We start from the raw sequence: 16,405 nt of genomic DNA on the forward strand, positions 1-16,405 counted from the left end.
GCTGGAGAGGCGGGCGGCGTCCCGGCGCCGTCAGGGGCCCCCGCCGGCGTCGACGATTTCGGTGGGGTGGCCCGTAAGCCCTGGCTATAGGCTGCCCGCACACCCGTTCTCGTGGAGGGAGCCGCCGCCGTGACCGACACCACCGAGCCGCCCCCCTCCGGATTCAGCGCGGCCGGTCGCAGGCCGTGACCGGCCGCGTCGAGCTGACCTTTCTGTCGCGCGTCGCCTTCCGCGGGCGGGAGATCACCGCGCCGCGCGTACGCGGCCTGCTCGCCCTGCTCGCCGGGGAGCTGCGGGGCGGGTGCAGCGTGGGGCGGCTGGTGGACGGGCTGTGGGGCGAGGAGCTGCCGGCGGATCCGGCGAACGCGCTGCGCATCCTGGTCTCCCGTGCCCGCGCCCAGGTCGGGGCGGACGTCGTCGTCAGCACGCCGACCGGGTACCGGCTGGCGCTGGCGGCGGAGCAGGTCGACACCGCGGCCGTCGAGCGGTGCGCCGAGGACGCGGCGCGTGCCGTACGGGCCGGGGACCACGCCGCGGCGCTCGCCGCCGCCGAGGAGGGGCTCGGGTTCTGGGACGCGCCGCCGGAGGCGGCGGCGGTGCCCGGCGATCCGGTGGCGGAGCTGCGGGCCGAGCGGGCGCCGGTGTACGGCGATCTCGTACGGGCCAGGGCCCTCGCCCTCGCGCGGACCGGCCGGCGCGCCGAGGCCGCCGCGCCGCTGGCCCGGCTCCACGGCGACTCGCCCCGCGACGAGGAGGTGCTCGCGGAGCTGCTCCGCGCCGAGGCCGCGGCCGCCGGGTCCGCGGCGGCGCTCGCCCGCTACGACACGTACCGGCGCCGGCTCCGCGACGACCTCGGCGCCGACCCGGGTGCCGCGCTCAGGGCCGTCCACCAGGAGCTGCTACGGGCCGAGGCCCCCGTCGTCCGGCACGGCGTGCCGCACGACCCCAACCCGCTGCTCGGCCGCGACGGCGACCTCGCCGCGGTCGGCGCCCTGCTGCACTCCTCCCGGCTCACCTCGATCGTCGGGCCCGGCGGCCTCGGCAAGACGCGGCTCGCGTACACCGTCAGCCGGCGCGCGGAGCAGCGGCTCGTGCACTTCGTCTCGCTGGCCGGCGTCCGCGCGGACGAGGACGTGGCCGGCGAGGTGGCCTCCGCGGTGGGCGGCGGCAGCGGCGCCCCGGGCGCCGACGTCCACGCCACCCTCATCGCCGCCCTCGGCGGCCAGCCCGCGCTGCTCGTGCTCGACAACTGCGAGCAGGTCGTGCACGGCGCCGCCGATCTCGTACGTGACCTGCTGACCAGCGCCGCCGACCTCCGCGTGCTCGTCACCAGCCGCGCGCCCCTCGGGCTCAGCTCCGAGGCCGTCTACCACCTCCCCCAGCTCACCCCCGCGACCTCCGCCGAACTCTTCGCCCAGCGCGCCCGCGCCGCCCGCCCCGACGCCGAACTCCCGCCCGCCGCCGTCGCGGAGCTGTGCCGGCACCTCGACGGGCTGCCGCTGGCCGTGGAGCTGGCGGCGGCGCGGGTGCGGGTGCTGTCCGTACCGGAGATCGCGCGGCGGCTGGGCGACCGGTTCGCGCTGCTGCGCGGCGGGTCGCGGGACGCGCCCGAGCGGCACCGCACGCTGCACGCCGTCGTGGAGTGGAGCTGGAACCTGCTGGAGGAGGAGGCCCGCGCCGCGCTGCGGGCGCTGTCGGTCTTCCCCGGCGGCTTCACGGCGGAGGCCGCGGAGCAGTTGCTGACCAGTGGGGACGCGCTGGAGCTGCTGGAGCAGTTGGTGGACCAGTCGCTGCTGAAGGCCGCGGACACCGCCGCCGGGATCCGTTTCCACATGCTGGAGACGGTGCGGGAGTTCAGCGCCGCCCGGCGCGCGGCGGCCGGTGAGGACGAGGCGGTCAGGGCCCGTTTCCTGGGCTGGGCACGGGACTTCGGGGTCGCCCGCCACGACGCGCTCTTCGGCCCCGAGCCGCTACGCCACTGGGCGCCTCTGCGCGCCGAGCAGGACAACCTCGTACTCGCCCTGCGCTACGCCCTCGCCCGCGGCGACCACGCCGCCACCGCCGCGGCCGGCGCCGTCCTCGCCGGCATCTGGATCACCGACTCGGCGAGCTTCCACCGCAGCTTCGCCCTGGCCGCCGACACCGCCCGCCCGCTGTCGCACTACCGTCCCGACCCCCGCCACACCGAGGTCACCCGCACCCTGAGCGCCCTGTGCACCGCCGCCCCCTTCATGGGCTACGGGCCGCTCCAGCCGCGCCACCTCGCCACCCTGCGCCGCCTTCCGCCCGCCGAGCCGGACACCCTGCTGCGGGCGCTCGCCGTCGTGCTGTGCGCCGTGCCTGACGTACGCCCGCCGCACTTCGAAGCCCTGGACGAACTCCGCGCGAGCGACGCCCCGTTGCTCGCCGGCATCGCCGAGTGCGTCGTCAGCTACCTGCTGGAGCACGCCCACGAGCCGGAGCGCGCGCTGGCCGCCGCGCGCCGGACGCTCACCGCGGTCGACGCCGTGCCCAACCCGTCCCTCAGCCTCCTCGGCCACTCCCGCTGCGCCGAGCTGTGCCTGGAGGGCGGCCTGGGCGAGGAGGCGTACGGGCATCTGCTGGCGGCGCTGGACGCGATGGCGCACCTGAGCGACCAGTCGCCGACGACGGGGCTGCGGCGCGGGCTGGTGCTGGCGTGCCTCCAGCGCGGGAAGCCGGACGAGGCGGAGGAGTGGCTGCGGCTGGTGGAGGAGGCGCGGTCGGCGGCGGAGCAGCCGGAGTTGCTGGCGGCGGAGATGGCGGGGTGGGGTGAGATCGCGCTGTCGCGGGGACTGACGGAGCTGGGGCTGAAGCGGTGGCGTACGGCGGTGGAGAAGCTGCGGTCCGGGCGGCCGGCGGAGACGCCGTACCCGCCGGTCGCGGCGCCCGGGTCGGCGGCAGTGCCCGGGTCGGCGGCAGTGCCCGGGTCGGCGGCAGTGCCCGGGTCGGCGCCCGCGCCGGCTGCCGGGCCGGAGCCCGCGCCGGCCGCGCCGCCCGATCCCCTCGACGACTCCTGGGGCCTGCACATCGCCGCCGCGGCCGTCGCCGCGCACGCGTACGCCGGCCGCCTGGAGCCCGTCGCCGGGCTCGTCGCGGAGGTGGAGCGCAGGATACGTACCCTCCTGGCCGACGGCCCAGGACACGGCCCCCGACCCGACGGGGAGATCCCCGCCGAAGCCTCCGTCGACGGCACCGCCGTGCTGTGCCTCGGCCTGGTCCGCCTCGCCGAGGGCGAGCCGGACGCCGTACGGCTTCTGGCGCTCGCCGACCGGCTGTACGTGCCGCAGGCGTTCCACCCCACCCTCTCCGTCGACCGCGCCCGCCGCGCCGCGCAGGACGCCGACGGGGCGGCGTACGCCGACGCGGTGTCGGAGTACGCCGCCCTGGGGCGGAGCGAGCTGCGCGAGGTGGCCCGCGGGCTCATTCCGGTCACTTCGGGTCGCGGTTGAACGACGCCTTGGACCACAGGTAGCCGAGCACGATCAGCCCCAGGCACCAGGCGACGGCCAGCCACCCGTCGTGCCCGATCTCCGTGCCCAGCAGCAGCCCCCGCAGGGTCTCGATCGCCGGGGTGAAGGGCTGGTACTCGGCGATCGGCCGGAACCACCCGGGCATCGCGTCGAGCGGCACGAACGCGCTGGACAGCAGCGGCAGCAGGATCAGCGGCGTGGCGTTGTTGCTGGCCCCCTCGGCGTTCGGGCTGACGAGCCCCATGCCGACGGCGATCCAGGTCAGCGCCATCGCGAAGAGCACCAGCAGCCCGAGGGCGGCGAGCCACTCCAGCACGGTCGCGTCGGTGGAGCGGAAGCCGATGGCCACGGCGATGACGCCGACGAAGACGACGCTGGCCAGGCACTGCAGCACGCTGCCGAGGACGTGCCCGATGAGCACGGAGCCGCGGTGGATCGCCATCGTACGGAAGCGGGCGACGATGCCCTCGGTCATGTCGGTGGCGACGGAGACGGCGGTGCCGATCGTGGTGCTGCCGATGGTCATGAGCAGCAGTCCCGGCACGACGTAGGCGATGTACACGTCGCGGTCGGGGGCGCCGCCGGCGAGGCCGGCGCTCATGGTGTCGCCGAAGACGTAGACGAAGAGCAGGAGCAGCATGACCGGGGTGAGCAGCAGGTTGAGGGTCATGGAGGGGTAGCGCCGGGCGTGCAGCAGGTTGCGGCGCAGCATGGTGGAGGAGTCGCGTACGGCCAGGGCGAGGGTGCTCATCGGGCGGCTTCCTTCTCGGGCGTGGCGGTCAGGGCGAAGAAGACGTCGTCGAGGTCGGGGGTGTGGACGGTGAGGGTGTCGGCGTGCACGTCGGCGGCCTCCAGCCAGTCGAGGATCGCGCGCAGCTCCCGCTGGGTGCCGTCGCTGGGTATCTGCAGCGTCAGCGCCTGGTCGTCGCGTACGGTCTCGCGCAGCGCGCCGGCGGCCCGCTCGTACGCCCCGGGATCCTCGAAGCGCAGCCGCACGTGGCCGCCGGGGACGAGCCGCTTCAGCTCGGCGGCGGTGCCCTGGGCGGCGATCCCGCCGCCGTGCAGCACGGCGATGGTGTCGGCGAGTTCGTCGGCCTCTTCGAGGTACTGGGTGGTGAGGAAGACGGTGACGCCGTCGGTCAGCAGCTCGCGGATGATCTGCCACATGTTGTGGCGGGACCGCGGGTCGAGGCCGGTGGTCGGCTCGTCGAGGAAGATGATCCGCGGGCTGCCGACGAGGGTCATGGCGATGTCGAGGCGGCGGCGCATGCCGCCGGAGTAGGTGGACGCGGGCCGGGTGGCGGCGTCGGTGAGGTCGAAGCGCTCCAGCAACTCGGCGGTGATCCGGCGGCCCTCGGCGCGCGGCAGGTGGTGCAGGTCCGCCATGAGGCGCATGTTCTCCTCGCCGGTGATGAGGTTGTCGACGGCGGAGAACTGGCCGGTGACCCCGATCGCGGCGCGTACGGCGTCGGGGTGGGTGGCCGGGTCGTGGCCCGCGACGCTGATGGCGCCGGCGTCGGCGGTGATGAGGGTGGACAGGATCTTCACGGCGGTGGTCTTGCCGGCGCCGTTCGGGCCGAGGAGGGCGAAGACGGTGCCCTCCGGCACGTGCAGGTCGATGCCGTCGAGGACGGTCTTGTCGCCGTACGACTTGCGCAGCCCGGTGGCGGCGATGGCGGGTGTGTCGGTGGTCGTCGTCATGGCCCGAAGCTTGCGGGGCCCCGCGCTCAACGGCCTTTCAGCTCGGTTTCAACGCCCGGCGGGAACCTGAAAGCCGATGAAATCCGCAGGTCACGGCGGGCGCGGCGGGGAGTCGGGAGGGAACCGTGACGACCGTTCGCACAACCGTGACATGAATCACGGGCCTGCCGGACCCCGCGACCGGAATGCCCGATTCCAAGGTCTGGTCCAGACATGCGGTCACCGCTAGATTCCCTCGCCTCCACTCTGCGTTCACCTGGAGGATCTTGTGAGCATCTGCTTCTTACCGTTCAGAAAGTACGTGGACTTCACCGGGCGGGCGGGCCGGCGGGAGTACTGGTCGTTCTTCCTGCTCACCCTGATTCCGGCCGTCGCCCTCATGGCAGCGCGGGAGTTGTCCGGGTCGCTCGCCGTCTCGTTGGCGACCAGCACCTATCTCCTGGCGACCTTCCCGCCCTGGCTCGCGGTGAACGTCCGGCGACTGCACGACTCGGGCAGGTCGGGCTGGTGGCTTCTCCTGTGGTTCGCCGGCCCGGTGGGCTGGATCGTGTACTTCGTCTTCATGGTGGTGAAGAGCGGCCTGGGGGACAACCGGTACGGGCGCCATCCGGATGCCGCTCCGATCCCGGTGCGCGAAGCGCCCTGGCCCCAGGCAAGCGGCATGCCGCGCGCCGACGGAGCGTGAGTCCCGTACGCACCAGGTGTGGCGGCTGCCCCGCGGCCCTTCCGTCGGGTTGAATCCCCCTCGTCGGTCGTGCGGAGGGAGTGGTGACGGTGGAGCGTGGCGAGGAGCGGTTTCTGCGGCGGGCGTTCGAGTTGGCGAGGGAGGCACGTGGCGAGGGGAACGGGCCGTTCGGCTCGCTGCTCGTGGGGCCCGGCGGGGACGTGCTGGCCGAGGACCGGAACACCACCGTCACGGACGGGGACATCACCGCGCACCCCGAGCTGAAGCTCGCGCGGTGGGCGGCGCGGGAGCTGGACGCGGCGACCGCGGCGGGGACGACGATGTACACGAGCTGCGAGCCGTGCGGGATGTGCGCGGGGGCGCTGGCCCGGTCGGGGCTCGGGCGGGTGGTGTACGCCCTGTCGGGCGCTCAGCTACGTGAGGTGCAGCGCGGTGCCGCGCGGGCGGCGGTGCGGAGCGAGGGGCCGCATCTGTACGACGAGGCGCGGCGGGTCGTCGAGGGGTACGTCCCGTAGGCGGGGCCCGTCGCCGCAGAAGATAATCGGGATGTGTAGCATCCCCTTCATGCATATGGGCGAAGGCGTCGAGTGGGGGCTGCACAGTTGTCTGACCCTGGCCTGGCTGCGGGACGCGGGGCCGGTGCCCATCCGCAAACTGGCCGTCTGGTTCGACCTGCCGCAGGAGTATCTGAAGAAGCGGCTCCAGGCCCTCGCCCGCGCCGGGATCCTCGACTCCACGCCCGGCGCGCGCGGCGGGTTCTCGCTCGCGCGGGAGCCCGGGCGGATCACGCTCATGGACGTGGTGACCGCCCTGGAGGGGCCGCTCGAACCGTTCGTCTGCACCGAGATCCGGCAGCAGGGGCACGGGGGGCAGGGCGCGGGGCGGGAGTTCGCCCGGCCGTGCGGGGTGGCCACCGCGATGCGCCGCGCGGAGCTGGCCTGGCGGCGTGAGCTGGCGGGGCAGACGGTCGCCGATCTGATGGCCGCCGCGCCGAAGGCGAGCGCGGAGCGCACGCGGCGGCAGTACGCCCGGCTGACGGGCTGACCGGGCCGCGCCCCGTCATGCCGCACCCCTTCACGCCCCGCCCCGTCACGCCGCACCCCAACACCGCACCCCTGACGCCGCATCCCGTACGCGACGCACGAAGGAATGGGGATGTCCGATATCCCGGTCAATGGATCCGCGGAGCCGGCGGGAGCCGGCCAGGCGCGCGGGCTCTCCGCCACCCTCGTCCTCGCCCTCGGCACCTTCGCCGTCGGCACCGACGCCTTCGTGGTCGCCGGCTTCCTCCCCGCCATGGCCGGCTCGCTCGACGTCTCCGAGTCCGCCGCCGGGCAGTCCGTCACCGTCTTCGCCGCCGCGTACGCCGTCCTCTCCCCCGTGCTCGCCACCGTCTGCGCCCGCGTCCCGCGGCGGCCGCTGCTTGTCGGCGCCCTGCTCGTGCTCGCCGCCGCCAACCTCGGCTCCGCGCTCGCCCCCGACTTCGCCGCGCTGATGGCCGGCCGCGTCCTCGCCGCCGCCGGAGCGGCGGCGTTCACGCCCGGCGCCGGGGCCGTCGCCGCCGCGCTGGCGCCGCCCGAGCGGCGGGCGCGGGCGCTGGCGGTCGTCATCGGCGGGCTGACCATGGCCACCGCGCTGGGCGTGCCGCTGGGCACGTTCGCCGCGCGGGCGGTGGACTGGCGTACGGCGCTGGGCCTCGTCGCCGCGCTCTGCGCGGTGTGCGCGCTCGCGGTCTACGCCGTCATGCCCCCGCTGCCCGGCGGGGCGCCGGTGCCGCTGCGGGCGCGGCTGCGCGCGCTGCGCCGGCCCGGGGTGCTCGCCGTGCTGCCGCTCACCGCACTCGGCATGGGCGCGGGGTACACGGTCTACGCGTACACCGTGCCCGTCCTGGCGGACGTCGGCATCGGCGCCTCGGGGGTGGTGTGGATGCTGTGCCTGTACGGAACCGGGGCGGTCGCCGGCAACTTCGCCGCCGGGCTGGCCACCGACCGCTGGGGGGCGGTGCGGGTGCTGGCCGCCGGGTACGCGCTGATGGCGGCGGGCCTCGGCGTCATCGCCCTGTCGGCCGCGGCGGGGCAGCGCTTCCTGCCGCTGACGGCGGCTGCGATGGTGGCGTGGGGCGCGAGCAGTTGGTGCCAGACGCCGCCGCAGCAGCACCGGCTCATCTCGGCCGCGCCGCAGGAGACGGCGCTCGTCGTGGGGCTCAACGCCTCGGCGATCTACACCGGCGTCGGGCTCGGCACCCTGCTCGGCGGGGTGCTGCTGCCGCTCGGTACGGCGGAGGCCGCGACGGCGGGGGCGGCGCTCGCGGTGGCGGCGGGGGCGTGGCTGGCGGGGACGCGCCGGTACCGGTGAGGGCGGGCCGGGCGGGGCCCGGCGTGCTCGCCCGGCGGGCACCCCGCGCTTCTGCGGGCGCTCGACTCCCCCGCGCACGGGGGCCGTTGGCGGAAGCCGACGACCGTACGGGCCGAGGACTGTGGCCCCGGTGCACCTCCGCGGCGGCGGCCGCCGTGCTGCAATCGACTATGGCCACGACCACCGACGGCACCCCACCGGCCACCCCGGACGAGCCGGCACACCGGCTGCGTACCGAAGTGGAGCGGTTACGCCAGGACGCGACACGGCAGCGGAAACTCGCCCACCGCAGGGCCGAGTTCTGGGCCAGGACCGACATCGCCCTCGGCTTCCCCGCCGCCCTCCTCGCCGCCGTCTCCGGCGCCGCCGCGCTGGCCTCCGCGGACGCGCGAGTGCCGGCGGCGCTGGGCACCCTGGTCTCCGCGGGGTTCGCGGCGGGGGCGGCGTTCCTGCGGAGCGGGCGGCGGCGGCTGGCGAACAAGTGGTCCCGGCAGGCGTGGGCCGCGGTGGAGGCGCGGGCCACCGTGCTGCTCGCGCGGGACGGGATCGGCGCCGCGGATCTGGCCGGGCTGTTCGAGCTGCGGCAGGCGGCGCTCGCGGCGTACGACGGCGACGAGAACCCCTGGCCGCCTTGCCCGCCGCCGCCCGCCTCACCGGGCCCGACTTGATACGTAGGAAATTTCCTACGTATCATCTGCCGCATGAACATCACCCATGCGCAGTTCGTGACCCTGCCCGTCACCGACCAGGACCGGGCCAGGACCTTCTACACCGACGCCCTCGGCTTCGACGTCGTCGCCGACCGGCAGATGGGCCCCGTCCGCTGGCTCGCCGTCGCGCCCAAGGGCGCGCAGACCCACTTCGTGCTCGCCGCCGCGGAGCAGGGCTTCACCCCCGGCAGCGTCCGCGGCACGGCGCTCGTCAGCGCCGACCTGGACGGCGACTGCGCTGCTCTGCGCGCCGCGGGCGCTAAGGTCGAGGGCCCGGACGACCAGCCGTGGGGCCGCCAGGCGACCCTGGAGGACCCCGACGGCAACCGGTTCCTGCTCTCCCCGGAGGGCTGACGCCCGGGACGGAGAGGAGACGGCGGACTTGCCTGCGACACAGGAAACCCGCGGCGAGGACCGCGTCTTCGGCGCGCTGTCCAGTCCCGTACGGCGCGAGGTGCTGCGGCTGCTGCGCGACGAGGGCCCCCAGCCCGTACAGCAGTTGGCGGCGCACTTCGACATGCGGCGGCCCAGCCTCTCGGAGCATCTGAAAGTGCTGCGGGAGGCCGGGCTGGTCAGCGAGGAGCGGGCGGGGCGGCAGCGGATCTACCGGCTGGAGGCGGAGCCGCTGACGGAGGTACGGGACTGGCTGGGGCCGTACGAGCGGTTCTGGCGGGCCAAGCTGGCGGGCCTGGCGGAGCTGCTGGACGACCTGCCGGAGGCGGGGAGCGGAGACCGTACGGACCATACGGACCGTACGGACGACTCCCGGGCCGGGGCATGAGCGTCCCCGGCTTCCCCGAGCCCGCCGACCCCACCGAGATCCGGCTCGACGCCTTCCTCCCCCACCCGCCCGGCAAGGTGTGGCGGGCCCTCACCGAGCCAGAGCTGCGCGCCCGCTGGCTCATGCCGGGCGACTTCCGCCTCGAAGTCGGCCACCGCACCACGATGCGGGCGCTCCCCCGCCCCGGCACCGGCTTCTCGGGCACGGTGGCGGAGGAGGTCCTGGCGTACGAACCGGAGCGGATGCTCCGCGTCCGCTGGACCGACGCGGAGCCGGGCGCCGAGGACGGAGCGGGGACCGAGGCCGGGACCGGGGGCGAAGCCGGGACCGGGGGCGGAGCCGGGGCCGCCGACTGGACGATCACCTGGACCCTCGCCCCCGAGGGCCGCGGCACCCGCCTCTTCCTCGTCCACGCCGGCTTCGACCCCGACGACCCGCTCCAGCGCCGGGCCCACCGGATCATGGGCGGCGGCTGGGCCTCGCAGGTGCTCCCGGCGCTGGCGGAGATGCTGCGGGAGGACTGACCCGGGGCCGCCGCCCCGGGCCCCTACTCACTCCCCCGGGCCCACCGAAGGCAGGTACCGCGGCGCCCGCCACGCGTCCAGCCGCCCCTCCACCGCGGCGCCCAGCGTCAGCAGCTCACCGTCCTGCCGGTCGCCGGCCATCAGCAGCAGCCCGACCGGCAGTTCGCCGACGAACCCGGCCGGCACCGACAGGGACGGATACCCGGACACCGCCGCCGGCGTGGACGACGGGATCACGTCGTCGTCGCCGCGCGCGCAGTCCGTGGTCCAGGCGGGCGGGTTGGTCGGCGCGGCGATGGCGTCGAGGCGGTGGGCGGCCATCGTCTCGTCGATGGAGCGCTTCGAGAGGTCGTTCAGCTCGGCGCGCATCGCCCGGTACCCCGGGTCGGTGGGCGGCGGCGCGGCCAGCGCCTCCTCGAACAGCTCCTGTCCCGCGAAGCAGGTCCGCTCCTCCGGGTGCGTACGGTTGAACTCGATCAGCCCGGCGAGGTCCTCCGGGCCCTCGCGGGTGGCGAGGTAGGCGTCGATGTCCCGGTGGAACTCCGTCAGCAGCGCCGGGAACTCCAGCTCCCCGAGCCGGTCCTGATACGGCGGCGTCACCTCCACGACCTCCGCGCCCGCGCGCCGCAGCTCCCCCGCGGTCCTGGTCATCAGCGCATCCACCTCGGGGCCGAGCTCGGGCAGCCGCCACAGCCCGATGCGCTTGCCGCGGAGGGCGCCGGGGCGGGCGAGGGCCGCGTACGACGGGAGGGAGGCCCGTACCGAGTCGTCCTCGGCGAGGGCGGCGAGGGTGAGCGCGGTGTCGGTGACGTTGCGGGCCATGGGCCCCGCGGTGTCCTGCTCGGCGGAGATGGGGACCACGCCGTCCTGGCTGACGACGCCGAGGCTCGGCTTGTGCCCGACCACGCCTGTCATTCCGGCCGGGCAGACGATGGAGCCGTCGGTCTCGGTGCCGATCGCGACCTGGGAGAGGGAGGCGGCGAGGGCGGCGGCGGAGCCGGAGGAGGAGCCGCAGGGGTTGCGGTCGAGGACGTACGGGTTGCGGGTCTGCCCGCCGACGGCCGACCAGCCGGAGGTCGGCTTCGCGGCACGGAAGTTGGCCCACTCGGAGAGGTTCGCCTTGCCGAGGATCACGGCGCCCGCGTCCCGGAGGCGGGTCACGAGCGCGGCGTCGTCGGCGGGGGGCGGTCCCGCGAGGGCGAGGGAGCCGGCGGTGGTCGGCAGGTCGCGGGTGTCGATGTTGTCCTTGAGCAGGACGGGGATGCCGTCGAGGGGCCCGCGGGTCTGGCCGCGGCGGTGCCGGGCGTCGCTGGCGGCGGCCTGGCGGAGGGCGGTGGGGTCGGTGCGGAGAACGGAGTCGAGCCTGGGGTCGACGGCGTCGATGCGGCGGAGGTAGGCCCGGGTGAGCGCGGCGGAGGTGAGGGAGCCGCCGTGCATGCGGCGTTGCAGCTCGGGGATGGTGACCGTGTCGAGGTCGACCCCGAGGGCGGCGGGGGTGCCGGGCGGTGGATCGGCTGGGCGGGCTTGGGCGGCTTGGGCGGTGGCGGACGGGCTGGGCAGGCCACCGGGCCCGGCGAGGAGTGTTCCGGCGGCGAGGACGGCGACGAGTGTGGCGGTGCTCCTGTTCCCCATGGGCGACAGCGCACTACAGCCGTGAGGGGAGCACAAGGGCGCACGGCGGTATGGGCGGGGGGTGATGGGGGGCGGGTGCGTGGGTGGGGTGCGTGGGTGGGCCGACGGGGGGCGATCCCGTACGCGCGGAGGACGCGCGGCGGCGTTCTGGCAGGGACCGGCTGCGCGTGCACGAGGCGGTACGCACCAGGGCGGCGCGGGCTCAACGGGCCGCGCGGGCGCGGCGATCCCGCGGTGCGTACACGGCGATCCCGAACGGCCGCGGGACGCGGAACCGCCGGAATCGCCGACGCCGCCTGGTGCGCCTACTCCTTGGCCGCCACCGCCGCGACCGCGTCCAGCACGGAGGCGTTGCCCTCGACGAGTTCCAGCGTCAGGCCCACCGTCCGGGGCTCGTCCAGCAGCGCGACCAGCACGGCCGCCACGTCGTCGCGCGGGATCGCCGAACGGCCCGTCTTCGCGGCGAGGTTGACCTGGCCGGTACCGGCGTCGTTGCGCAGCATGCCGGGGCGCAGGATCGTCCAGTCCAGGCCGTCACGCGCCTGCACGTACTCGTCGGCGGCGGTCTTCGCCCGCAGGTACGCCGAGAACACCGCGTCCCCGCCGGCGGAAGGCTCGCTGCCGGCGCCCATGGACGAGACGACGAGGAAGCGCCGCACCCCGGCCGCCACCGCGGCGTCGGCGAAGAGCACGGCGGCACCGCGGTCGACGGTGTCCTTGCGCGCCTCGCCGCTGCCGGGTCCCGCACCGGCGGCGAACACGGCGGCGTCGGCGCCTTCGAGGAGCCGGGCGACCTCGTCGACACCCGCGGACTCCAGGTCGCAGACGAGGGGTTCGGCACCGGCGGCCCGCAGGTCGTCGGCTTGCTCCGGGCGGCGGATGATCCCCGCGACTTCGTCGCCCCGGGCGGCGAGCAACCGCTCGAGCCGCAGGGCGATCTGACCGTGTCCTCCAGCGATGACGATGCGCATGGCTCCGACCGTAACGCCTGGCCACCCGAAACGCGCGACGTGCGGCAATCGGCGGACCGGAGCCCCGTGTGACGTCCCCCGGCACATCCTCAGGCCCTGCCCCTACGCCCTGCCCCGCACCATTTCCACCCGCACGCCTTCCACTTCCACCCGCACGCCTCCCACGCGCCCACCGCTACCCGTCCACGGTTACCCGCCGTCACCCGCACTCCCGCCCAAGGGTATGCGCCTCCTCTGACAAAGACGATCAGCCCGCGGCGGCCCGCCCGCTCCCCGCCGCCCCCTCCCCGGGACCGCCGTCCCCTCCCTGGGAACGCCGCCCTCTCCCCGGGACCGCGCCCCTCGCACGCGGAGCCGGCCCCTCAGCCCGCCGTACGCGGCAGGCCCTGGCGGGGCAGGTCCAGGTCCGCGGCTCCCGAGTCGCAGTACTCCCGTACCGCGCTCGTACGGGCCACCACCCGCCCGCGATGGATCACGATCCGGCTGTACCCCAGCGACAGCGCACCCGCGACCGAGTCGCCCCGTACCGCCAGCAGCTCCGCCGGAAAGCCCGCCTCCACCCGCACCTCCGGCAGCCCCAGCACCGCGCGCGCCTGCCCGGCCACCGTCGCGTACGCCGCCGCCGGGTCGGCCTCGCCCGCCGAGGCGAGGAGGTACGCGGACTGCAGCGGATCCCCGCGCCCCACGGGGTTCGCCGCGTCGCGCAGGGCACCGGTCCCCGCCGCAACGCGCACGCCGGCGGCGCGCAGCAGCCGCACAGGGGCGTACGCAAACGGCCGCGCGCCGCGAGCGGAACCGCCGCCGCCCACCCCCCGCGCCGCACCGCAGTCCCCCTGCGGCAGACACACCACCGCCACCCCCGCACCCGCCAGCCGCTCGGCCACCCCCGCCGCCGTCTCGTACGGCACCCGCGCCAGCCCGCCGCACGGCCCGACAGCCACCCCGCACCGCAGCTCCCCCGCCACCGCCGCCACCCGGTCGAGCCGTGCGGGATCCGTACCGTCGCAGTGCAGATCGACCGCGCACCCGTGCTCCGCGGCCACGCGCAACACCGCCTCCGCGTACCCCGCCGGGTCCGGGTCCAGGTCCGGGCAGCCGCCGACCGCCGTCGCGCCCATGGCGACGGCGTCGTGGAGCAGCGCCCGCCCCCCGGCCCCCGCGACGCCGGTCAGCACCGGGGCGGCGGCGACCACGGCGACGTCGGCGAGCCCCCGCAGCGCGGCCCGGGCGGCGAGCACGGCGCGGAGTCCGTCGAGCCCGGCGCCGCCGCCGATCCGTACATGCGTGCGCAAGGCGGTTGCGCCGTGCCCGAGTTGGAGGAGCGCGGCCTCGACGGCCCGCCGCTGCACCCCGGCACCGGCACCGGCAGCCCCCGCACCCCCGCCGACCTCCCGGACACCCGCACCAGCACCAGCACCCCCGCCCGCACCAGCCGCACCCCCCACCCCCGTCAACGCCACGTCCAAGTGCGCATGCGCCTCCACCGGCGCCGGCAGCAGCACATATCCCCCGAGATCCACCCGCGCCCCGCATCCACCCGCCCGCCCCGCCAGGCTGCCCGCCGCCCCCACCGCCAGGATCCGGCCGCCGCCGAGACGTACGTCCACCGTTCTGCCGTCCGCGAGCCGTGCGCCGCACAGCACAGGTGTTCCGTCACCCCCCTGTACGGACCCGTGCCGGGGCTGCTGCGGGGGGTGACTGGCGGGCATGTGACTCCTGCGGGCAGGTCAGGGTAAACATCCACGGTGTGAGCAAAATCTCACAGTTGCGATCAGAAGACATCAGACTGCAGCAATCAGCGCGAACGAGCCTAGGTGGGGCGGACGCGCACGCCAGGGAGGAGGAAAAAGTCGTATCGGCGTGGCAACCGACCGGTGCCGCGCACGGCCGGCCCGGCTCCCGCGCACTGGCACCGCAGGTCCGGCCCACAAGCGGCGCGGGGCCCGCCCACAGGCGTTGATCGGCGCGTACGAGCGGGCGCGATCAAGGGAGGGTTACTGATTTCACCTTCGGCCGCTCAGCGTGTAGTGTCTTCATCGCTCGCCCCAATAGCTCAGTCGGCAGAGCGTCTCCATGGTAAGGAGAAGGTCAACGGTTCGATTCCGTTTTGGGGCTCTGATGCGGTTCGCACCTCGCTATCCTGGGAGGCGCAGAGCATCGCAGCGGTGTAGCTCAGTCGGTAGAGCAAGCGGCTCATAATCGCTGTGTCACCGGTTCAAGTCCGGTCACCGCTACTTACCTCAGGTAGCCGATTGCAGGCTCGGACCTTCGATCGGCTACTCTTTCTGCGTTGAAGAAGTTGTCCGTTCGTCAAGGAGCACTCACGTGGCTGCCACAGACGTCCGCCCGAAGATCACGCTGGCCTGCGTGGAGTGCAAGGAGCGGAACTACATCACCAAGAAGAACCGGCGCAACGACCCGGACCGTCTTGAGATGAAGAAGCACTGTCCTCGCTGCAACGCCCACACGGCGCACCGCGAGACTCGCTGAACGCAGGCCATCGAACCCCTCGTCCCACCCGGGACGAGGGGTTCGCCGCGCTTCACTCCACACACCCGGCGCCCGTCTCCCCACCCCCGCCCGCGCGACAGGAGGGTTCATGCCGCTCGATCAGTCCTTCGTGGGCCGGAGTTATCCGCCCACCGCCCCCTACGAGGTGGGCCGGGAGAAGATCCGCGAGTTCGCGGAGGCGGTCGGCGACGCGAACCCCGTGTACACGGACCCGGACGCCGCGAAGGCCCTGGGCCACCCCGACGTGATCGCGCCGCCGACGTTCGTGTTCGCGATCGCGTTCCGGGCGGCGGGACAGGTGATCGCGGACCCGCAGTTGGGGCTGGACTACAGCCGCGTGGTGCACGGGGACCAGAAGTTCGCGTACAGCCGTCCCGTACGGGCCGGGGACCGCCTCTCCGTGACGTCGACGATCGAGGCGATCAAGTCGATGGCCGGGAACGACATCATGGACGTGCGCGGCGAGGTCCGCGACGAGGCGGGCGAGCACGTGGTGACGACGATCATCAAGCTGGTGGCCCGCGCCGCCGGGGAGGACTGAGGGCCGATGGTGGCGAAGGTGGCGTACGACGCCGTCGAGGCCGGTACGGAGCTGCCGGCGCAGTCGTTTCCGGTGACCCGCGAGACGCTGGTGCGCTACGCGGGCGCGTCCGGGGACTTCAACCCGATCCACTGGAACGAGCGGTTCGCCAAGGAGGTCGGGCTGCCGGACGTGATCGCGCACGGCATGTTCACGATGGCCGAGGCGATCCGGGTGGTCACGGACTGGGTCGGCGACCCGGGCGCGGTGGTGGACTACGGGGTGCGGTTCACCAAGCCGGTGGTGGTGCCGGACGACGGCGTGGGCGCGGTGATCGAGGTGTCGGGCAAGGTCGCGCAGAAGCTGGACGACGACGCGCGTACGGTCCGGGTGGACCTGACGGCGACGAGCGCCGGGCAGAAGGTGCTGGGGATGTCGCGGGCCGTGGTCCGGCTGGCGTAGCGGAGCGGGAGGCGGGACCCGTACGCGAGCCCGGAGGTTGACAAGTTAGTGAGTAGCCAATA

The 16,405-nt window shown here is 74.8% G+C and carries 17 protein-coding genes and 2 tRNA genes; 14 read left to right on the forward strand and 5 right to left on the reverse strand.

Annotated elements, in window-relative coordinates; translation table 11 throughout:
• Positions 1 to 185: 185 nt before the first annotated feature.
• Complete coding sequence (locus ACFYVJ_RS02405; protein WP_388885738.1) at positions 186 to 3,470, forward strand: ATP-binding protein; 3,285 nt, start codon at positions 186 to 188, stop codon at positions 3,468 to 3,470.
• On the opposite strand, the gene ACFYVJ_RS02410 is transcribed toward ACFYVJ_RS02405, so the two are convergent.
• Positions 3,451 to 4,242, reverse strand: coding sequence for an ABC transporter permease (locus tag ACFYVJ_RS02410; protein ID WP_388885741.1), 792 nt, complete (start codon positions 4,240 to 4,242; stop codon positions 3,451 to 3,453). The genes ACFYVJ_RS02405 and ACFYVJ_RS02410 overlap by 20 nt on opposite strands.
• Positions 4,239 to 5,192 (reverse strand): ABC transporter ATP-binding protein, encoded by a 954-nt coding sequence (locus ACFYVJ_RS02415; protein ID WP_388885744.1) that lies wholly within the window; start codon positions 5,190 to 5,192, stop codon positions 4,239 to 4,241. The genes ACFYVJ_RS02410 and ACFYVJ_RS02415 overlap by 4 nt, the downstream gene beginning before the upstream one ends.
• A gap of 301 nt (positions 5,193 to 5,493) precedes the next feature.
• Here ACFYVJ_RS02415 and ACFYVJ_RS02420 point away from each other — a divergent pair, with 301 nt between their 5' ends.
• The 8 genes from ACFYVJ_RS02420 (at position 5,494) to ACFYVJ_RS02455 (ending at position 10,247) form a co-directional block, all read left to right on the forward strand.
• Complete coding sequence (locus tag ACFYVJ_RS02420; protein WP_388885746.1) at positions 5,494 to 5,877, forward strand: DUF805 domain-containing protein; 384 nt, start codon at positions 5,494 to 5,496, stop codon at positions 5,875 to 5,877.
• Between the two features lie 89 nt (positions 5,878 to 5,966).
• On the forward strand, positions 5,967 to 6,392 hold the full coding sequence (locus ACFYVJ_RS02425) for a nucleoside deaminase (RefSeq protein ID WP_388886151.1): 426 nt from the start codon (positions 5,967 to 5,969) through the stop codon (positions 6,390 to 6,392).
• Between the two features lie 49 nt (positions 6,393 to 6,441).
• Positions 6,442 to 6,921: an RrF2 family transcriptional regulator gene (locus tag ACFYVJ_RS02430; RefSeq protein ID WP_388885749.1), complete on the forward strand. Its 480-nt coding sequence runs from the start codon at positions 6,442 to 6,444 to the stop codon at positions 6,919 to 6,921.
• A gap of 111 nt (positions 6,922 to 7,032) precedes the next feature.
• A complete protein-coding gene (locus ACFYVJ_RS02435; RefSeq protein WP_388885751.1) occupies positions 7,033 to 8,232 on the forward strand; it encodes an MFS transporter in 1,200 nt (399 codons plus the stop codon).
• 170 nt (positions 8,233 to 8,402) lie between these two features.
• Positions 8,403 to 8,900: a hypothetical protein gene (locus ACFYVJ_RS02440; protein WP_388885753.1), complete on the forward strand. Its 498-nt coding sequence runs from the start codon at positions 8,403 to 8,405 to the stop codon at positions 8,898 to 8,900.
• A 33-nt stretch (positions 8,901 to 8,933) separates the two neighbouring features.
• Positions 8,934 to 9,296 (forward strand): VOC family protein, encoded by a 363-nt coding sequence (locus ACFYVJ_RS02445; protein WP_388885756.1) that lies wholly within the window; start codon positions 8,934 to 8,936, stop codon positions 9,294 to 9,296.
• Between the two features lie 28 nt (positions 9,297 to 9,324).
• A complete protein-coding gene (locus tag ACFYVJ_RS02450; protein ID WP_388885758.1) occupies positions 9,325 to 9,723 on the forward strand; it encodes an ArsR/SmtB family transcription factor in 399 nt (132 codons plus the stop codon).
• Positions 9,720 to 10,247 (forward strand): SRPBCC domain-containing protein, encoded by a 528-nt coding sequence (locus ACFYVJ_RS02455; RefSeq protein WP_388885761.1) that lies wholly within the window; start codon positions 9,720 to 9,722, stop codon positions 10,245 to 10,247. The genes ACFYVJ_RS02450 and ACFYVJ_RS02455 overlap by 4 nt, the downstream gene beginning before the upstream one ends.
• Before the next feature lie 27 nt (positions 10,248 to 10,274).
• Here ACFYVJ_RS02455 and ACFYVJ_RS02460 read toward each other — a convergent pair whose 3' ends face one another.
• The 3 genes from ACFYVJ_RS02460 to ACFYVJ_RS02470 all read right to left on the reverse strand — a co-directional run bounded on the left by ACFYVJ_RS02460 (position 10,275) and on the right by ACFYVJ_RS02470 (position 14,559).
• Positions 10,275 to 11,879, reverse strand: a complete 1,605-nt coding sequence (locus ACFYVJ_RS02460; protein WP_388885764.1) for an amidase family protein — start codon at positions 11,877 to 11,879, stop codon at positions 10,275 to 10,277.
• A gap of 305 nt (positions 11,880 to 12,184) precedes the next feature.
• Positions 12,185 to 12,850, reverse strand: coding sequence for an SDR family oxidoreductase (locus tag ACFYVJ_RS02465; RefSeq protein ID WP_388885766.1), 666 nt, complete (start codon positions 12,848 to 12,850; stop codon positions 12,185 to 12,187).
• A gap of 362 nt (positions 12,851 to 13,212) precedes the next feature.
• A complete protein-coding gene (locus tag ACFYVJ_RS02470) occupies positions 13,213 to 14,559 on the reverse strand; it encodes a hydrolase (protein ID WP_388885768.1) in 1,347 nt (448 codons plus the stop codon).
• 333 nt (positions 14,560 to 14,892) lie between these two features.
• On the opposite strand from ACFYVJ_RS02470, the gene ACFYVJ_RS02475 reads away from it, so the two are divergent.
• The 5 genes from ACFYVJ_RS02475 (at position 14,893) to ACFYVJ_RS02495 (ending at position 16,343) form a co-directional block, all read left to right on the forward strand.
• Positions 14,893 to 14,965 (forward strand) — tRNA-Thr (locus ACFYVJ_RS02475).
• 46 nt (positions 14,966 to 15,011) lie between these two features.
• A tRNA-Met gene (locus ACFYVJ_RS02480) sits at positions 15,012 to 15,084 on the forward strand.
• Positions 15,085 to 15,175: 91 nt separating this feature from the next.
• A complete protein-coding gene (gene rpmG / locus ACFYVJ_RS02485; RefSeq protein ID WP_004571794.1) occupies positions 15,176 to 15,340 on the forward strand; it encodes a 50S ribosomal protein L33 in 165 nt (54 codons plus the stop codon).
• A gap of 109 nt (positions 15,341 to 15,449) precedes the next feature.
• A complete protein-coding gene (locus tag ACFYVJ_RS02490) occupies positions 15,450 to 15,902 on the forward strand; it encodes a MaoC family dehydratase N-terminal domain-containing protein (protein ID WP_388885771.1) in 453 nt (150 codons plus the stop codon).
• Between the two features lie 6 nt (positions 15,903 to 15,908).
• Positions 15,909 to 16,343, forward strand: a complete 435-nt coding sequence (locus tag ACFYVJ_RS02495) for a MaoC family dehydratase (RefSeq protein ID WP_388885773.1) — start codon at positions 15,909 to 15,911, stop codon at positions 16,341 to 16,343.
• Positions 16,344 to 16,405 lie beyond the last annotated feature (62 nt).

Source organism: Streptomyces sp. NPDC004134, from assembly GCF_042874195.1.
Classification (GTDB): domain Bacteria; phylum Actinomycetota; class Actinomycetes; order Streptomycetales; family Streptomycetaceae; genus Streptomyces.

Bases quoted from the DNA above. Each gene is read 5' to 3' on its own strand.
- ACFYVJ_RS02410 (WP_388885741.1), bottom strand. From the start codon at position 4,242: ATGAGCACCCTCGCCCTGGCCGTACGCGACTCCTCCACCATGCTGCGC.
- ACFYVJ_RS02415 (WP_388885744.1), bottom strand. From the start codon at position 5,192: ATGACGACGACCACCGACACACCCGCCATCGCCGCCACCGGGCTGCGC.
- ACFYVJ_RS02430 (WP_388885749.1), top strand. From the start codon at position 6,442: ATGCATATGGGCGAAGGCGTCGAGTGGGGGCTGCACAGTTGTCTGACC.
- ACFYVJ_RS02435 (WP_388885751.1), top strand. From the start codon at position 7,033: ATGTCCGATATCCCGGTCAATGGATCCGCGGAGCCGGCGGGAGCCGGC.
- ACFYVJ_RS02440 (WP_388885753.1), top strand. From the start codon at position 8,403: ATGGCCACGACCACCGACGGCACCCCACCGGCCACCCCGGACGAGCCG.
- ACFYVJ_RS02445 (WP_388885756.1), top strand. From the start codon at position 8,934: ATGAACATCACCCATGCGCAGTTCGTGACCCTGCCCGTCACCGACCAG.
- ACFYVJ_RS02455 (WP_388885761.1), top strand. From the start codon at position 9,720: ATGAGCGTCCCCGGCTTCCCCGAGCCCGCCGACCCCACCGAGATCCGG.
- ACFYVJ_RS02460 (WP_388885764.1), bottom strand. From the start codon at position 11,879: ATGGGGAACAGGAGCACCGCCACACTCGTCGCCGTCCTCGCCGCCGGA.
- ACFYVJ_RS02465 (WP_388885766.1), bottom strand. From the start codon at position 12,850: ATGCGCATCGTCATCGCTGGAGGACACGGTCAGATCGCCCTGCGGCTC.
- ACFYVJ_RS02470 (WP_388885768.1), bottom strand. From the start codon at position 14,559: ATGCCCGCCAGTCACCCCCCGCAGCAGCCCCGGCACGGGTCCGTACAG.
- ACFYVJ_RS02490 (WP_388885771.1), top strand. From the start codon at position 15,450: ATGCCGCTCGATCAGTCCTTCGTGGGCCGGAGTTATCCGCCCACCGCC.
- ACFYVJ_RS02495 (WP_388885773.1), top strand. From the start codon at position 15,909: ATGGTGGCGAAGGTGGCGTACGACGCCGTCGAGGCCGGTACGGAGCTG.